Origin of the sequence: Aquimarina sp. AU119, from assembly GCF_900312735.1 — a bacterium.
Taxonomy (GTDB): domain Bacteria; phylum Bacteroidota; class Bacteroidia; order Flavobacteriales; family Flavobacteriaceae; genus Aquimarina; species Aquimarina algiphila.
Genome location: NZ_OMPF01000023.1, coordinates 55,564 through 70,017 on the forward strand (window position 1 = coordinate 55,564; position 14,454 = coordinate 70,017).

At 34.0% G+C, this 14,454-nt stretch carries 15 protein-coding genes; 5 read left to right on the forward strand and 10 right to left on the reverse strand.

All coding sequences use genetic code 11. The features are described from left to right. Positions 1–34: 34 nt before the first annotated feature. The 5 genes from DK442_RS21195 to DK442_RS21215 form a co-directional block, all read right to left on the reverse strand. Positions 35–565: a YciI family protein gene (locus DK442_RS21195; RefSeq protein WP_370444674.1), complete on the reverse strand. Its 531-nt coding sequence runs from the start codon at positions 563–565 to the stop codon at positions 35–37. Between the two features lie 80 nt (positions 566–645). After that, positions 646–1,524, reverse strand: a complete 879-nt coding sequence (locus DK442_RS21200) for a hypothetical protein (RefSeq protein WP_109437921.1) — start codon at positions 1,522–1,524, stop codon at positions 646–648. Between the two features lie 338 nt (positions 1,525–1,862). Next, positions 1,863–2,768, reverse strand: coding sequence for a hypothetical protein (locus DK442_RS21205; protein WP_109437922.1), 906 nt, complete (start codon positions 2,766–2,768; stop codon positions 1,863–1,865). A 138-nt stretch (positions 2,769–2,906) separates the two neighbouring features. After that, the gene (locus DK442_RS21210) at positions 2,907–3,374 is read right to left on the reverse strand and encodes a CYTH domain-containing protein (protein WP_109437923.1); all 468 of its coding nucleotides are present in this window, start codon (positions 3,372–3,374) and stop codon (positions 2,907–2,909) included. Positions 3,375–3,377: 3 nt separating this feature from the next. Beyond that, the gene (locus tag DK442_RS21215; RefSeq protein ID WP_109437924.1) at positions 3,378–4,037 is read right to left on the reverse strand and encodes a nucleoside-diphosphate sugar epimerase; all 660 of its coding nucleotides are present in this window, start codon (positions 4,035–4,037) and stop codon (positions 3,378–3,380) included. A gap of 115 nt (positions 4,038–4,152) precedes the next feature. On the opposite strand from DK442_RS21215, the gene dinB reads away from it, so the two are divergent. After that, positions 4,153–5,259 (forward strand): DNA polymerase IV, encoded by a 1,107-nt coding sequence (gene dinB / locus DK442_RS21220; protein WP_255412248.1) that lies wholly within the window; start codon positions 4,153–4,155, stop codon positions 5,257–5,259. A gap of 2 nt (positions 5,260–5,261) precedes the next feature. On the opposite strand, the gene DK442_RS21225 is transcribed toward dinB, so the two are convergent. After that, positions 5,262–6,407, reverse strand: a complete 1,146-nt coding sequence (locus DK442_RS21225) for a methionine aminotransferase (protein ID WP_109437925.1) — start codon at positions 6,405–6,407, stop codon at positions 5,262–5,264. A gap of 206 nt (positions 6,408–6,613) precedes the next feature. Here DK442_RS21225 and DK442_RS21230 point away from each other — a divergent pair, with 206 nt between their 5' ends. The 4 genes from DK442_RS21230 to DK442_RS28330 all read left to right on the forward strand — a co-directional run bounded on the left by DK442_RS21230 (position 6,614) and on the right by DK442_RS28330 (position 10,487). Continuing rightward, positions 6,614–7,273 (forward strand): succinate dehydrogenase cytochrome b subunit, encoded by a 660-nt coding sequence (locus DK442_RS21230; RefSeq protein WP_109437926.1) that lies wholly within the window; start codon positions 6,614–6,616, stop codon positions 7,271–7,273. A 12-nt stretch (positions 7,274–7,285) separates the two neighbouring features. Then, positions 7,286–9,301 (forward strand): fumarate reductase/succinate dehydrogenase flavoprotein subunit, encoded by a 2,016-nt coding sequence (locus DK442_RS21235; RefSeq protein WP_109437927.1) that lies wholly within the window; start codon positions 7,286–7,288, stop codon positions 9,299–9,301. Positions 9,302–9,308: 7 nt separating this feature from the next. Next, complete coding sequence (locus DK442_RS21240) at positions 9,309–10,055, forward strand: succinate dehydrogenase/fumarate reductase iron-sulfur subunit (protein WP_109437928.1); 747 nt, start codon at positions 9,309–9,311, stop codon at positions 10,053–10,055. Between the two features lie 279 nt (positions 10,056–10,334). Next, a complete protein-coding gene (locus DK442_RS28330) occupies positions 10,335–10,487 on the forward strand; it encodes a hypothetical protein (RefSeq protein ID WP_160114282.1) in 153 nt (50 codons plus the stop codon). A gap of 111 nt (positions 10,488–10,598) precedes the next feature. On the opposite strand, the gene DK442_RS21245 is transcribed toward DK442_RS28330, so the two are convergent. The 4 genes from DK442_RS21245 to DK442_RS21260 all read right to left on the reverse strand — a co-directional run bounded on the left by DK442_RS21245 (position 10,599) and on the right by DK442_RS21260 (position 14,432). After that, positions 10,599–10,787 carry a hypothetical protein gene (locus tag DK442_RS21245; RefSeq protein WP_143917353.1) on the reverse strand — a complete coding sequence of 63 codons (189 nt, stop codon included), beginning with the start codon at positions 10,785–10,787 and terminating at the stop codon, positions 10,599–10,601. Positions 10,788–10,871: 84 nt separating this feature from the next. Next, positions 10,872–11,681, reverse strand: coding sequence for a hypothetical protein (locus DK442_RS21250; protein ID WP_109437930.1), 810 nt, complete (start codon positions 11,679–11,681; stop codon positions 10,872–10,874). A gap of 2 nt (positions 11,682–11,683) precedes the next feature. After that, complete coding sequence (locus DK442_RS21255) at positions 11,684–12,049, reverse strand: hypothetical protein (RefSeq protein WP_109437931.1); 366 nt, start codon at positions 12,047–12,049, stop codon at positions 11,684–11,686. Then, positions 12,042–14,432 (reverse strand): M28 family peptidase, encoded by a 2,391-nt coding sequence (locus DK442_RS21260; protein WP_109437932.1) that lies wholly within the window; start codon positions 14,430–14,432, stop codon positions 12,042–12,044. The genes DK442_RS21255 and DK442_RS21260 overlap by 8 nt, the downstream gene beginning before the upstream one ends. Positions 14,433–14,454: the final 22 nt, after the last annotated feature.

Genomic DNA, 14,454 nt, shown 5'->3' on the forward strand with positions numbered 1-14,454 from the left:
TTAATTAGGAATCTCACTCTTTTTTAATTTTTCATTACCTCAAAGGAAAACCTTTTGCCGCCCACCAGGGATGTATTTCAATAATTAAACGCCCTGATTTGACCATTGGATCCATATTGGCAAGACTATCTGCCATTTGTTGTGTAGGAGTATTATAAATAGTAATACCTCGAATATCACCATCATCTCCAAAAGGTCCAGAAATATCAGCAAACCCTTCTTTATACATTTTGCCTAAATGTCCAAGATGTAATTTTTGTAGACTATCTGCTTCTTCTTTACTTTGAGAACGATTAGGCCCTCTTTTTAGGAAGGCTATAAAATATTGTTGCATAATCACAGTGTCACCACTTTCCTCATCTACATAATCAAAAATTTCAAACCCATCTTTTAGTAACTGTTCTTTAATAGCCCTTGCAGAATGTTTTATTGATTCTACATCATCTAGAATAGTATCTGTTTTTTGAACGTGTTGTTCTTTGGGTTGTTGTTGGCAAGATATAGATACTATTAGCATAAGAAAACCAAATAGTTTTGGTATAAGTGAAGTTCGTATTGTACTCATAACAAACATCTTTTATAAAATTAAACGCTATCAAATATACTGATTTGATAGCGTGTTTTTATAATGTAATATTATATGTTCTAATTAGCTTTATAAACAAGTCCTACAGAAAAAGAAGATGCTCTATCATAATTTCTACCTTCCATATTAACAGCATATCCTGTCGAAATCCCAAAGTTATTTTTATATACAGGAACATATAGATCCAAATTAAGATTGGTATAGTCGACTTCTGTTTCGGGTAAAGCTCTGGCACCACCGGCAGCTATAAATTCTTGAGAACCTATGTCAAATCCACTTAAGGAATTTTGAACACCTATTTTGGCATGAGCATAAAACCATTTATTGTAATATCCAAGTTTAGCACTGTACATTAAAGCATTAGGAACTTCAAAATCTGAATTGTTTTTTAAGCTATAGACTGCTTGTAACTCTACAAATAGATTTGACGGAGTTGTAAATTGTACAAATCCGCAACCATCAAAAACGGTAGCACCACTACCTAATGATAAAATCCCAGCTTCTTCATATCCTCCCACAGGAACAGTGATACCAGTTGCACCTCCCAGCGCAATTTTTGCATTATTGTTGAATTTTTTATCGATAACTTTAGCCTTAAGAAAGACATTCAAATCCTGGAAACCTTCAACTTGACTGGTTCCCTGAACCGGGTCTAGGGCACCTGTTTCATTTTCAATAGATATATATGGTACGGTCGCAGATGTAGATAACCAATCTAAAATTCCATATTCTCCATAAACGCTATAGATCGTGGATGATATTGTACCCATATTTGCAGGATTATTTTTGGTAGCAGTTTCTCCTCTAAAAAAGTTGTCATAACTTTTATAGGAGTAAGATGAGGCTATTGTTAAATCCTTCTTTTTTGGAAAAAAACCATTTATAATGGTCTGGGCTGTAATGGATGAAACAGATAATAAAAATACTATCAAAATCATCTTGTTGAAGCTTGTAAAGTTGTTCATAATATTTATGTTATTGGTTAGCCTGACTGAAAATCAACCCGTAATTAGCACACTGTAAGCGTTAATATTATGTGAAAGTAAAAATTTAAAGTATAAAAAAAATCCACAAAAAACAAATTTAACCGATAAAGTGCGGTTTTACCATTAAGGTTTAACGGTAGCTGTAGCTTTCTTCTCTAGGTGAGCCTTTTTATCTATACGAGTTTTTTTACTTTTAAAGTATAAACATCAAAGAATGGTAGTGCTATGAATATCTAATCACCATCATATGGATTATGACGATGATTAGATGATGTGTGTAGATATGATATTTATCTTGCAGTATAGACTAAACCAAAAGAGATTGCAGATTCTTTATTATAGTTTCTTCCATCAAGTGTAGTCCCATAACCTGCAGACACACCAATACTATTTTTATATACGGGGACATAAAAATCAAAAGAGAGGTTTGTGAAATCCACTTCTGTTTCTGGAAGAACAGCTGCACCTCCTGCAGCACCAAATTCTGGAGTTCCTATATCTAATCCAGACATAGAATCCTGTATATCTAATCTAGCGTGCAGATACAGAAACTGATTATGATATCCAATTTTTGCACTATATAACATAGCATTGGGGATATCGAAGTTGTCACTATTTCTAAGACTATATCCTAATTGGATTTCGCTAAAAATTTTAATCGGAGTAGAATATTGAAAAATAGCAGATCCATTAACAGTAGTTGCTTCATTACCAAGAGAAAGTACTCCCGCTCCTTCATAATTGCCAACGGGAAATGTCATTCCCGAAGCACCTCCCAAGCTTATTTTTGAAGAATTGTCGAATTTTTTTTCCAGAATTCTTGCTTTTAGAAAAATACCTAAATCCTGTACACCATCAACCTGATCAACGTTTTGAATTGGATCAAGTTCTCCATCCTCACTTTCAACACTAATATATGGTAAGGTAACCGTAGTCGATAACCAGTCTAATATGGCATATTGCCCATAAAAAGAGAAAATAGATGAAGAAATCTCTCCTAAACCTGCTGGGTTTCCTTCAGATAATGTAGAACCTCGATAAAATTGATCATAGCTCTTGTATCCATAACTAGGAGCAATGGTAAATGTGTTTTTTTCGGGATAAAATCCATTAACAGGAATTTGGGCAAGAATGGTTAAAAAAGGGCAGAGAAATAGTACTATCCCCAGAAGGGATTTTTTTGATTTGTGTAACATAATTGTAATTTTTGGTTAATAATAAGTCCGCTTAGACGTACTAAAAAACTATGCCTTACGAGCAATTTATGTTACACTTTTGTTAAGGTTTTTTAATACCTTGTTAATCAATGTGAAAGACTTAAAACGCTTACTTTTTTACCATAATGTATATGGTTTTTTACTTAATTGAGAATTATAATATCGAGAATCACCCGTGACCTCATTTCCAATCCAATTAGGTTTAAGAAAAGATTCATTTTCATCACTTAGTTCGATTTCTGCAAGAATTAAACCATTGTTTTCTGCAGAAAAGACATCTACTTCTATAGTGTGATGTCCAGAAGGTATTTCGTATCGAATTTTTTCAATTATTCCTTTTTCACATAAGGGTAAAAGTTGTTCTGCTTCTTTGACAGAAATCTCTTTTTCCCATTCAAACCGAGAAGTGCCAGATGCATTACCAATTCCTTTGACGGTGATAAAAGCCTGTTCTGCTTTTATTCTAACTCTAACAGTACGTTCTGGATGTGTATTAAGGAATCCTTGGACGATTCGAGTACTTTTTTGAGCTTCATTTTTAAAATTCTCGGATGTGACCAGAAACTTACGTTCTATTTCGATCATGAGTTATTTAGTTTTGGCGATTGTATATATTTCATCAGAGACAATTCTTTTTTGATCAAACTTATGATTTGCCAACCAAATCATAGATGAAACGATCGTTTCAGGATCAATAGTACGATATTTTTTCATTGCACCTATGAGTAGTGGATTAAAAACCTTCATGATTTGCTTAAAAAAATACTCTCCTGGTCTTTTTTCATTTCTTTTTCCTCCAATAAGCGAAGGTTGCAAAATGTGGGTTTTTGGAATTTCTAAAGCAAGAACTCTTTCTTCCATTTCACCTTTGGTACGATTATAAAAGACTCGACTTTTTGGATTGGCACCTAATGCCGAGATTATCAGTAAAGTACTAATGTTATTTTTCAAACAAAGTTGAGCTGTATCTACTGGAATTCCGAAATCAATTTTATGATATAACTCCTTATTTGGGGTTTTGGCATTTGTAGTCCCAATGCAACAAAAGACTTCATCTGCAGTAAAATTTTTGGAATGATCGTTTAATTTAAACATATCAATCAAATATTCTTCTATTTTTGGATGGGATATATTAACACTCTTTCTTGAAAAAAGCTTGATCTTGTCATACCTATTGTCATGAAGAAGTTTTTGTAATAAAACTCCTCCCGTAAGTCCGGTTGCGCCCAGTATGATAGCTGTTTTCATAAAAAGGGTTAGATTTTAGGTTCTTTAAAAACGAGAAATTAATGCATCATAGACAAATTAAACATACGATAAAGATATTATAATTTGAATCACCAATATCTATTATTTTTGTATTGTGGAAGAAGTAAGGGCACATAGAAAAATTATTCATGTAGATATGGATGCATTTTATGCTTCTGTTGAGCAAATGGATGACCCCAAACTTAGAGGAAAACCTTTGGCAGTAGGAGGAGCAGGCAAGCGCGGAGTAATAAGTGCAGCCAGTTACGAAGCTCGCGTATTTGGTGTGCGGTCTGCCATGCCAGGATTTAAAGCAAGAAAATTGTGCCCTGATCTCATTTTTGTTCGGCCACGATTTGATAGATATAAGGAGATTTCGTCTCAGGTTCGTAAAATATTCTTTGAGTATACAGATTTAGTAGAACCGTTATCACTGGATGAGGCTTATCTGGATGTTACAGAGAATAAAAAAGGAAATCCGAGTGCGACATTAATTGCCCAACAAATACGGAAGCAGATTTTTGATGAGGTGGGCTTAACAGCCTCTGCTGGGATATCCATAAATAAATTTATTGCAAAAGTTGCTAGTGATTATAATAAACCCAATGGACAAAAAACAGTAAACCCCGAAGATGTAATTGAGTTTTTGGAAGTGTTAGATGTTAAAAAGTTCTACGGTGTGGGTAAAGTAACTCAAGCCAAAATGTATCAAATGGGAATCTATACAGGCAAAGATTTAAAATCTAAATCTGAAGAATTTCTTACCCAGCACTTTGGTAAATCGGGAGGGCATTATTACAGAATTGTACGAGGAATTCATTTGAGCGAAGTAAAACCTAATCGAGAACGTAAGTCTCTTGCAGCGGAGCGTACGTTTAGCGAAAATATTGCTTCAGAAATCTATATGCTTGAGCGGTTAGAAAACATTGCCGAAGAATTACAAAAACGTTTAAAGAATAACAAAGTTTCTGGCAGAACGGTTACATTAAAGATCAGGTATAGTGATTTTAGCCTTCAAACACGAAGTAAAACTTTACCTTATTTTGTTAGTGATGCTGATATTTTGTTAGAAACAGCAAGAGAGCTATTATATCAGGAGAAAATGAGAGATTCTGTACGTTTACTCGGGATTTCACTGTCTAATCTCAATACAGGTAAAGAAAAAAGAAAAGAAAAGGAAAAAGAAGAAGTAGAGATTATACAGTTACGGTTTGATTTTTAGATTCAAATTTTACACAAAACCTCCGCAGCACGTTTTAAAGTATCTTCAGTTTTTGCAAAGCAAAATCGCAAAACCTTATCATCTTGTTGGTTTAAATTAAAGATTGAAACTGGTATTGAAGCGATATTATGTTCTTTGGTTAGTCTTTCAGCAAAAGCCACATCTCCTTCATCTGTGATTGCTGAATATTTTAATAACTGAAAATAGGTTCCTGATGCTGGAGTAAAAGAGAATCTTGAATCTTTAACAAGAGATAAAAACAAATCTCTTTTTTCTTGATAAAAATTTGGGAGAGAAAGGTAGGTGTCAGCATTTTTTAAATACTCAGCCAAAGCATATTGCATAGGATGACTACTACAAAAGACATTAAACTGGTGAACCTTTCTAAATTCTGCCATCAATTCCCTGGGAGCTAGACAATAACCCATTTTCCACCCTGTGGTATGAAATGTTTTTCCAAAAGAAGCTGTGATAAAAGAACGCTCGGCTAATCCTGGAAATTTAGCAGCGCTTTGATGCGCTAGGCCATCAAAAATAATGTGCTCATAGACTTCATCACTCAATAAAATAATATCAGTGCCTTCTAATAGTTTTTCTAATTGCAGCATGTCTTCTTTAGATAAAATACTTCCACTGGGGTTATGCGGTGAATTAATAATCACCATTTTGGTTTTAGAAGTGATTTTTGTAGCTACCTCTTGCCAATCTATAGTAAAATCAGGCATTGATAGTTGTATGGGAACGATCGTTCCTCCAAATAACTCAATAGAAGGTTCATAAGAATCATAAGCTGGTTTAAAAATAATTACTTCATCATTAGGACGTATAAATGCCGAAATGATAGTAAAAATAGCTTGTGTAGCGCCAGAGGTTATAGTAACCTCTGTGTTGGGGTTATAATTGCTTTGATATAGCGTGTTCGTTTTTTGAGCAATTATTTCTCTAAGAGATAATAATCCTGGCATTGGAGCATATTGATTGTGGCCTTTTTTCATTGCAAGAGTCACAAGGTCAATAAGGCCTTTATCGGTTTCAAAATTTGGAAACCCTTGAGATAGATTTATTGCCCCATATGTATTGGCTAAAGTGCTCATTACAGTAAATATGGTGGTAGAAACCTCAGGAAGCTTAGAATTGATATTTTTCATAGGGTAAAATTAACATTATTGTAAAAAAAAGTATTGTTTTTTGTTTAAAGTTAATTATAGATTTCAAACGTTTTAGTGAAGAATAGTAAACAAAGTTTTTTCTTTTTTATATTCATTATAAATAGTGAAATAAACACAAGCTAAAACTTGGCTAAAATGGCACTGAGCCCTATTTTTGTTGAACAACTAATTAAACATTTTAAATAATGGGTGGATTGATAAAATCTTCAATAGCTAGAAAAGTTGCCATGGCACTTTCGGGACTTTTCTTAGTTTTTTTCTTATTACAACACTTTACTATCAATTTCACTTCAATTTTCAGCGAAGATACCTTTAACGAATTATCTCATTTTATGGGTACAAATCCGTTAGTTCAATTTGTATTGCAACCGGTATTGATTTTTGGAGTAGTTTTTCATTTTGTAATGGGTTTTATTTTAGAAATTAAAAACAGAAATGCCAGAGCGGTAAAGTATGCTAAGTATAATGGAGGAGCAAATGCTTCGTGGATGTCTAGAAATATGATTTATTCTGGATTAGTAGTTCTTGCATTTTTAGGATTACATTTCTATGACTTCTGGGTTCCAGAGATGGTTCATAAATATGTAGATTTTGCGCCAGAGGACCCAACACGATATTATACAGAATTGTTGCATAGATTCGAAAGCCCGGTGCGTACTGGGGTATATATACTTTCATTTGTGTTTTTAGCGCTTCATTTATGGCATGGGTTTGCCTCTTCGTTTCAATCTGTTGGATTTAACAATAAATATTCAGTAGGAGCAACTAAGTTTGCCAAAGCTTTTTCAATTGTAATCCCTTTAGGATTTATTATTGTAGCTATAGCGTTACATTTTACTCATTAAAAATACCACAGTATGTCAATTTTAGATTCTAAAATACCTGAAGGTCCACTGGCAGATAAGTGGACAAAACATAAAAACACAATTAACCTGGTTAATCCTGCTAACAAGCGTAACATTGATGTTATTGTTGTTGGTACAGGATTAGCAGGAGGAAGTGCGGCAGCAACTCTAGCTGAACTTGGTTATAATGTAAAAACATTTTGTTATCAGGATTCCCCTCGTCGTGCACACTCGATTGCTGCTCAAGGAGGAATTAATGCCGCTAAGAATTATCAGGGAGATGGTGATTCTAACTATCGTTTGTTTTATGATACAGTAAAAGGAGGAGATTATAGATCTCGTGAGGCAAACGTATATCGATTAGCTGAAGTTTCTGGAAATATCATCGATCAATGTGTTGCACAAGGAGTTCCTTTTGCTCGTGAATATGGTGGATTACTTGATAATCGTTCTTTTGGAGGAGTTTTGGTGTCCAGAACATTTTATGCCAAGGGACAAACAGGTCAGCAATTACTTTTAGGAGCGTATTCTGCAATGAATCGCCAGATTAATAGAGGAAAGATACAGGCATTTAACCGTCACGAAATGCTGGATTTGGTAAAAATCGATGGCAAAGCAAGAGGGATTATAGCACGTGATTTGGTTACCGGAGAAATAGAAAGACATTCTGCTCATGCGGTTGTTTTGGCTACTGGTGGGTACGGAAATGTATTCTTTTTGAGTACTAATGCAATGGGAAGTAATGTAATGGCAGCTTGGAGAGCACACCGTAGAGGAGCATTCTTTGCAAATCCTTGCTATACGCAGATTCACCCAACGTGTATTCCGGTTTCGGGAGATCATCAGTCTAAACTAACGTTAATGTCAGAATCATTACGTAATGATGGACGTATTTGGGTGCCAAAAAGAGTAGAAGATGCAGAAGCAATACGAGCTGGTAAATTAAAACCAACACAACTATCAGAAGAAGAGAGAGATTATTACCTAGAACGTCGTTATCCTGCATTTGGTAACCTGGTACCACGTGATGTGGCATCTAGAGCAGCCAAAGAGCGTTGTGATGCTGGTTTTGGTGTAAATAAAACGGGAGAGGCTGTGTATCTTGATTTTGCAGCAGCTATCCAACGATACGGAAAAGAAAAAGCATTGACTTCTGGAATGCATAATCCAACAGCAGATCAGATTCGGGAATTAGGAGAAAAAGTTATTGAAGATAAGTATGGTAACTTATTCCAGATGTATGAAAAAATCGTTGATGAGAATCCATATAAAACTCCAATGATGATTTACCCCGCAGTACATTATACAATGGGGGGATTATGGGTTGATTATAACTTACAAACTACTGTGCCTGGGTGTTATGCAGCTGGAGAAGCGAATTTTTCTGATCATGGTGCAAACAGACTAGGAGCATCAGCATTGATGCAAGGATTGGCAGATGGATATTTTGTATTACCATATACAATCGGAGATTATTTATCTCATGATATCCGTACCGGAAAAATCCCAACAGATACACCAGAATTTGATCAGGCAGAGAAAGATGTTAAAGATCGTATCGAAAAATTAATGAGCGGATCTGGAGAACATTCTGTAGATTATTACCATAAGAAATTAGGTAAGATCATGTGGAACAAATGCGGAATGTCTCGTAATGAAAAAGGACTAAAAGAAGCGATTGGAGAAATTGCAGCATTACGTGAAGATTTCTGGAAAAATGTAAAAGTTCCTGGAGAAGCAAATAGCATGAATCCAGAATTAGAAAAAGCAGGAAGAGTTGCAGATTTCTTAGAATTAGGAGAGTTGTTTGCAAAAGATGCTTTGGATCGTAATGAATCTTGTGGAGGACACTTTAGAGAAGAGTCGGTAGAGCAGGATGGAGAGCAAAAAGGTGAAGCTCTGCGAGACGACAAAAACTTTAAATATGTGTCTGCATGGGAATACAAAGGAGAGCCTAAAGATGCTAAGTTGCATAAAGAAGATTTGGTCTTCGAAAATATTGAATTAAAAACACGTTCTTATAAATAAAAAAGCTATGAATCTTACACTAAAAATATGGCGTCAAAAAGACGCTACCTCAAAAGGAGCGATAGTAGACTATCAAGTGAAAGGAATTGAAGGAGACATGTCTTTTTTAGAAATGTTAGACGTGTTAAATGAACAACTCATTACTAAAGGAGAAGAGCCGGTAGTATTTGATCATGATTGTCGAGAAGGTATCTGTGGTGCTTGTTCATTACAAATTAATGGAGAACCGCATGGACCTGATCGTTTGGTAACTACTTGTCAATTACATATGCGTAAGTTTAATGATGGAGATACCATTTATATCGAACCATTTAGAGCAAAAGCATTTCCGGTAGTAAAGGATTTAATGATTGATAGAAGTGCATTTGATAGAATTCAGCATGCTGGAGGATACATTTCTGTAAATACTTCTGGTAATACGATTGATGCAAATGCAATCCCTGTAAATAAAGATGATGCCGATGAATCATTCGAAGCTGCAACCTGTATTGGTTGCGGTGCTTGTGTAGCAGCATGTAAAAATGCTTCAGCAATGTTGTTTACATCTGCCAAAGTTTCTCAGTTTGCATTGTTGCCTCAAGGACAAGTAGAAGCTACAGATCGTGTATTAGCAATGGTAAATCAAATGGATGAAGAAGGTTTTGGTAACTGTACCAATACTGGAGCCTGCGAAATCGAATGTCCAAAGGGAATTTCGTTAGAAAATATTGCACGTATGAATCGTGAATACTTATCAGCAAGTTTGAAAGGATAATAAAAACAACTTTTCTAAATAAATTAAGATCCAAACCTTTATAAGGGGTTTGGATTTTTTTATACACGTAATTATTGTAGTTCCAAAAATGAGTTCTAGATCTTCAACTTTCTAAATATGCAGAACTCCAATTTTTTTAAAAGACTATAATTGTCAGAGCATTGTCAAGAATTTTTTAACAAGATTAGGTAAGTTTTGATCGATCAATCAAAACAATGTATTAGGCGTAAACCGAAAAGCCTTTAAGAGAGTAGGTAATTACAATAAATTAAAAAGAATATGAATCAATTATTAATTAATACTATTAAAAAAGAAGAAATTGGTATTATCTCTAAAAAATCTCTACGGTCAGTAGTTGGAGGAACAGAGACTAGGCCATCTCTTTCAGAAATTACAATTACAAAGGAAAAGAAACTCCCTTCGGAAGAATAATTTCTTTTTTTAGATAGTTGTGATTGGTTCGTTGAACTAATTATATTAAAAAGCCCTCTGAAGAGAATCTTCAGAGGGCTTTTTACATATCGTCAAAATGACTTATTTCATTCATCCTATACTAGTCTCAGCTGTGTTTCCTTTTCCTATTGCAGCATTTATAACTCCACCTTGTTCTATACTCGTGTTCATATCAAGATCACCACCAATAGTGCTGTTCCCCCCAAAAATGCTTGATAAATTGTTTACTTCATAATTAGTAAAATTATCAATTGCAGTATTCTTTACTTGTCTTTTCATAATTTTGAATTTTAGTTCTGTGATTTTACTTGATTTGATCAATTGTACTTCAAGTTTAAGCTAAAAATGTATAGTATACAAATGTTATATATTTTTAGTGAATTGATAAGAGAGTTGTGAAATCAGTTTTTTAGAATCAATTAATTTTCCTTTTGAAGGGGTTTCGAAATCATAATCTGGTTTGGGTAATCCCATTTGAGCACATACTTTTTCATAATAGATTGCTTTTTCTGGATGATCAGGGTACGATGCATTAAATACGGTATTCCAACTATGGGTTTCGATGATCTTTTTGATAATACCAATACAATCATTAAGATGAATAAGGTTTACTGGTGCTTTTGGGTTTTTAATACTTGTTTTGCGAGATAGCATATGGGCAGGATGTCGATCTGGCCCCAGTAAACCTGAAAACCGTATTATGGTAGTTTTGAAACTTTGATTGTTTTGCAGTAGTTTTTCAACCTGAAACAGCTGTTTTCCAGCGTTAGAAGTTGCGTTTGGTGTAGTTTCTTCAGAAACTAAAGGAAATCCATCTAAATCCGCAAAAACGGACGTAGAGCTCACGAAAAGAACATTTTGAATATCACTCTCTTCTATAAATGGAATAAGTTTTTGGATTTTTGCTACAAAATTAACTTCTGGGTTTCTCCTTAAACCGGGAGGAATGTTGATGATTAATGTTGTGCTTCCTTTTAAAAAAGAAATAATATCACCCGCTGGTCCTGATTCATAGAGGGAAATACAATATGCATCTATCTCTTTATTCTTTAAGTACAGTAATTTGTTTTCAGAAGTAGTAGAGCCTTTTATTATATACTTTTCCTTTATTAAAGTTTCTGCGAGAGGTAATCCTAACCACCCTGTACCTAGAATGCTAATCTGTTTATTCATTTCTAATTGAAGTAATTTTTAAGCATAAATTCGGCAGAGGCATACTTATTTCTAATTTCTCTAATGTTATTTTTGGCATTATCTATTTTTCGTTTTTCATTATAATAAGAGCCTCCTATACCTCCAAAAATTAGAGCTAAGATACCTATAACTCCTGAAGGTTTTATTTCTTCTTCCAGATTTAGATCAGGTATTTCATTAATATAATTTAATACAAAATCATCTTTAATTATACTCAATAGAAAAGATTTTATTTCATCTGAATATTGAGCAAATTGTGAAATTTGCTCAAGACTGACTTTTTCTTTTATTAACCGATCAGCTTGCACTTGGATATCAGTTACTTGCCTTAGAATAGAATTATTCATTAGTAGTAGTCTGAACAGGAGAAACGGAATCGATAACTACATTATCCACTTTTATTTCTTTATATTTTTCTATGGCAAAACTTTTTTTAATGACCACAGCATCATTTAAAATAAAAGGTTTAGGCATCATATCTTTTTCTCTTGTAGGAATAGAGAAATGTTCATTTTTAAGTAGATCATATGAAGATTCGTATAAAATAAACTCGGGTAATGAATCTTTATGAAATCTCATTCGAAGTTCCAGTGGTTTATTTTTGCTGACAAAATAAGTGAGTAGATTTTGACTCCATCTTTTTGTAAATGCATTATAGGTATTGTTGTCAGAATAATTAAAATCCAGAGCAGTTTCATCATCAATATGTAATGCATCAAAATTAAACAGTGTTTTGGTATATAGATCGATTCTTTGGATATCCCTTTGAGGAGCAATACACAAATCCAGATGTCTCTGGTCACCTATAATGGTATCTTTACTGATATCCAACCTTGGTTGTGGTACTTTTTTTAGTGGTGCTTGATTAGCATAGGTAAAAGCTCTTCCGTATTTACTTTGTAACGTATTTGCATTATAAGCTTCTGCAATATTTTCTTCGGGGTTAATATAATTCTCTGTCCAGGAATCAAGAATATTATCATAAGAAGCCCATACTGCCTTATTTTGATCTATATCCAAAACATAAACCAAACTGTTTGGTTTTTGACGTTCTTCTGTAAAATCGGATTTAAAATGCGCAATAATCAGAAAAACCAATGTGAATAATAAAGCAAGATTTCCTAACAAGTTTTTTCTTTTATAAAATGAAAATACGGGGAGTAACGCACCAAATAATAACACTGATAAAATTGAAGAAATAAAGATAATCTTAAGACCTAAGGCTACAGGAAAAGTAGCGATGAATGGCGATAAAATAAAAATAGATGGCACAGCCAAAACTACCATTAAAAATGGATTTGGCCTTTTTTGTCGAATGAGAACGAATAATGAAATTAGCCCAAAGAATACTATAATTATAAAATAACTAGCTCCTTTAAGGTATACTGCAGACATGGTAGAAACCACAAGCCATATAAATAAAGGTGCAATCATTAAACTCGGTGTTTTTACAGGAGTTTTAAATTTGGCATATACCTTAAAACAAACGGCTACCGCAAATAAGATAAAAGCAGAAATATAAACATATCCATTGTAGGTAAACCCATGCTGAATTTCTTTATATTGAGGATAAACAAGTTTAATTAATTGCCACATACCAAAAGATAAGAGTCCCGTAATACTCAATACCAAAAGAAACAAACCAAAACCTTTAAAAACAGTAGGAAAATCAATTCGATAGGTGATTTTACCATAGAAAATTAATCCTATAAATAGAAAGATAGCAATGCCAAGGAGTACAAATATCCAACTAAAAGGATATTTGATAAGATTAAAAACAGGTGCATTAAAATAAATATAATCACGATCCGATTTTAGATTGGTTAAATCTACTTCAGAGAAATAGGAGAGTAGTGGCATTAAGTAGCTTCCTTGGTGTTGTAATGTATTTTGATCAAGGTTTTGCCAAGTATCATTAGCAGTATGGTAATCAAAGTGATCATCAATAAAAGCAAAATTAAACCCTTCAATATCTCCTTGCTCTCTAAATACTGTAAGATCAGTATCATTGGGTAGCATTTTATAAATGCTGTATGCCAGAGAATTGGTTACGGGATATGATGCTCCGGCTTTAGAAAATTCACTGATCATTTTTCCATTCTTACCATTTGTCTCGATAAGCATATAAGAATTTCCTCCACTTCCTCTGGCTTCAAAATTAAGGGCAAGTCCTACATTTTTAGCTAATGGGTGTTTTTTAATAAAGAGATCGGCGCCATTAAGCCCTAGTTCTTCTCCATCAGTTATACAGATAATAATATCATTTCTTGGGACTTTGTTTGTTGCCAAATATGCTCGTATTCCTTCCAAAATTGTGGCAACGCCACTACCAGCATCACTAGCGCCATATGAGGAGTGTGGTGAGCTATCATAATGAGACATTAAGACTAAGGATTTGGTATTATCACTACCTTTAATTTTGGCAATAATATTTTGAGGGTTACTTATTCTACCAGTTTTAGAAACAGAGGTTCCTTTTTGGACTTCTGGCTGTAACCCCATCTTTTTTAACTCATTTATGATATACGTTTTAGTTTCTTCATGACCTGTACTGCCCAAATAATGACATTCTTTAGCGATGTTTTTTACATGTTCTAAAGCTCGGAGTGTCGAGAACTCTTGTTTTGGTGTGTCAAGATCGGTTATTCGTTGTGGTTTGCTGCTGTAAAAGGTGTAGATTAATGAGATAATGATAAGGAGAAACGTAAGTAAAGAGGAAAACTTTCTCATGTGTGTGTATTGATTTATGCTA

Coding starts and splice junctions, on each gene's coding strand:
- DK442_RS21225 (WP_109437925.1), bottom strand. CDS start 6,407: ATGAAAAATATCAATTCTAAGCTTCCTGAGGTTTCTACCACCATATTT.
- DK442_RS21235 (WP_109437927.1), top strand. CDS start 7,286: ATGTCAATTTTAGATTCTAAAATACCTGAAGGTCCACTGGCAGATAAG.
- DK442_RS21245 (WP_143917353.1), bottom strand. CDS start 10,787: ATGAAAAGACAAGTAAAGAATACTGCAATTGATAATTTTACTAATTAT.
- DK442_RS21210 (WP_109437923.1), bottom strand. CDS start 3,374: ATGATCGAAATAGAACGTAAGTTTCTGGTCACATCCGAGAATTTTAAA.
- DK442_RS21250 (WP_109437930.1), bottom strand. CDS start 11,681: ATGAATAAACAGATTAGCATTCTAGGTACAGGGTGGTTAGGATTACCT.
- DK442_RS28330 (WP_160114282.1), top strand. CDS start 10,335: ATGAATCAATTATTAATTAATACTATTAAAAAAGAAGAAATTGGTATT.
- DK442_RS21255 (WP_109437931.1), bottom strand. CDS start 12,049: ATGAATAATTCTATTCTAAGGCAAGTAACTGATATCCAAGTGCAAGCT.
- DK442_RS21195 (WP_370444674.1), bottom strand. CDS start 565: ATGAGTACAATACGAACTTCACTTATACCAAAACTATTTGGTTTTCTT.
- DK442_RS21215 (WP_109437924.1), bottom strand. CDS start 4,037: ATGAAAACAGCTATCATACTGGGCGCAACCGGACTTACGGGAGGAGTT.
- DK442_RS21230 (WP_109437926.1), top strand. CDS start 6,614: ATGGGTGGATTGATAAAATCTTCAATAGCTAGAAAAGTTGCCATGGCA.
- DK442_RS21240 (WP_109437928.1), top strand. CDS start 9,309: ATGAATCTTACACTAAAAATATGGCGTCAAAAAGACGCTACCTCAAAA.
- DK442_RS21200 (WP_109437921.1), bottom strand. CDS start 1,524: ATGATTTTGATAGTATTTTTATTATCTGTTTCATCCATTACAGCCCAG.
- DK442_RS21205 (WP_109437922.1), bottom strand. CDS start 2,768: ATGTTACACAAATCAAAAAAATCCCTTCTGGGGATAGTACTATTTCTC.
- DK442_RS21260 (WP_109437932.1), bottom strand. CDS start 14,432: ATGAGAAAGTTTTCCTCTTTACTTACGTTTCTCCTTATCATTATCTCA.